Origin of the sequence: Corynebacterium sp. ACRPE, from assembly GCF_022347435.1 — a bacterium.
Taxonomy (GTDB): domain Bacteria; phylum Actinomycetota; class Actinomycetes; order Mycobacteriales; family Mycobacteriaceae; genus Corynebacterium; species Corynebacterium tuberculostearicum_D.
In genome coordinates this window covers 1-1,437 of the sequence record NZ_JAKRNA010000054.1, presented here as the reverse complement: position 1 = coordinate 1,437, position 1,437 = coordinate 1, and the positions used below count along the sequence as shown (strand labels likewise).

Annotated in this window: 1 protein-coding gene; it reads left to right on the top strand. The window is 54.1% G+C overall.

Features of this window, described 5'->3' with window-relative positions; genetic code table 11:
- Positions 1-60: 60 nt before the first annotated feature.
- Positions 61-1,403, top strand: a protein-coding gene (locus MHY13_RS12060; RefSeq protein WP_239283242.1) for an IS3 family transposase whose coding sequence is annotated in 2 segments (ribosomal slippage) — positions 61-502 and positions 502-1,403 — 1,344 coding nt in all. Because the reading frame shifts where the segments join, the coding sequence is not laid out codon by codon here.
- The last annotated feature ends 34 nt before the right edge of the window (positions 1,404-1,437 follow it).

Below are 1,437 nucleotides of genomic sequence, written 5' to 3'. Positions count from 1 at the left end.
TGAACTGCTCCCCATTAGTTGGACTGAGAAATCAGTTACCTACTAGTGGGGAGCAGTTGTATGCATACGCGTAGTTCGTTGTCGGCGGGGCAGCGGGAAGAATTGGTGGCCCTTTTCGAGCAGGGTTGTAGTTACTGGGCTGCAGCCCATCATGTCGGTGTTGGTGTTTATCCAGTTCGCGCTTTGTTTCGTCGGTTCTTGCTCCATGGCAAGCTGTGTCTTGTGGAAAAGCCTTCAAAGCAGCAGTACTCCTTCGAGATCAAAAAGGAAGTTGTCCAACGCCATCTCACTGGCGAGTCAAAGATGAGTCTTGCCCGTGAGTTTGGCCTGTCGTCAGACCAAGTGGTTGGATATTGGTCGCGGAAATGGCGCAAAGGCGGCGATGACGCCTTAAAACCGAAGCCGAAGGGCAGGCCTAAAGGTTCAGCTAAGCCGAAAGTGCTTTCTGAAGAAGATAAGCTACGTCGCGAAAACGAACGGTTGCGGGCCGAAAATGCCTACCTAAAAAAATTGCGGGACTTGAGGAATCAGGGACGCGCCTGAAAGTCCAAGCGATCGTCATCCTCAAGTCTCACCACCGCTTGGAGGACCTCCTAGAGGCAGCCGGTATGCCGCGGGCGACATTCTTCTACCACCAGAAACGACTCAGCGAGCCAGATAAGCACGCTGCGATCAAGGAGGCGATCCTAGAAAGCTTCGAGGCTAACAAGCATCGCTACGGCTACCGGCGAGTGTTGCTGGACCTGCGCAACAAGGGCTGGGTGGTCAACCACAAACTCGTTTACAAACTCATGCGCCAGATGGGGCTTCGGGCCAAGATCCGCCAACGCAGACCGTATATTTCCTACGCAGGAACTAAAAGTCGCATTGCTGACAACAAGCTTGACCGCAAGTTCACCCCAGATAAGCCAAACACCGTCTTTGTCAGCGACGTCACCGAGTTTAGGGTCGCAGGCCGAAAAGTGTATTTGTCACCGGTGATGGACTTGTTCGACCGCTCAATCGTCGCCCACACCGTGGCTACATCGCCGACGGCAGCGTTTACCGCCGAATCATTGACTAAGGCGATTGCGGCCTGTGCGCCGAAGCCTGGGTGGATGATGCACACCGATCAAGGATTCCAGTACCAGCATTCCTCCTGGCGTAACCTGATCGGTGACAACGGCGGTGTCCAGTCGATGTCGCGTAAAGCCAACTGCTACGACAACGCAGTAATGGAGAACTTCTTCGGGCACGTGAAGGCCGAGATGTACCACGGGGAAGTCTTTGACACCGTCGAGGAATTCACCCAAGCGATCGACGAGTACATCCAGTGGTACAACACCGAACGCATCCAACAACGACTCAAGGGCCTGACCCCGATGCAATATCGGAATCAGGCCCTTGAACCCCTCACCGCCTAGAATTAAACCAGTCCAACTTTTGGGGGCCAGTTCA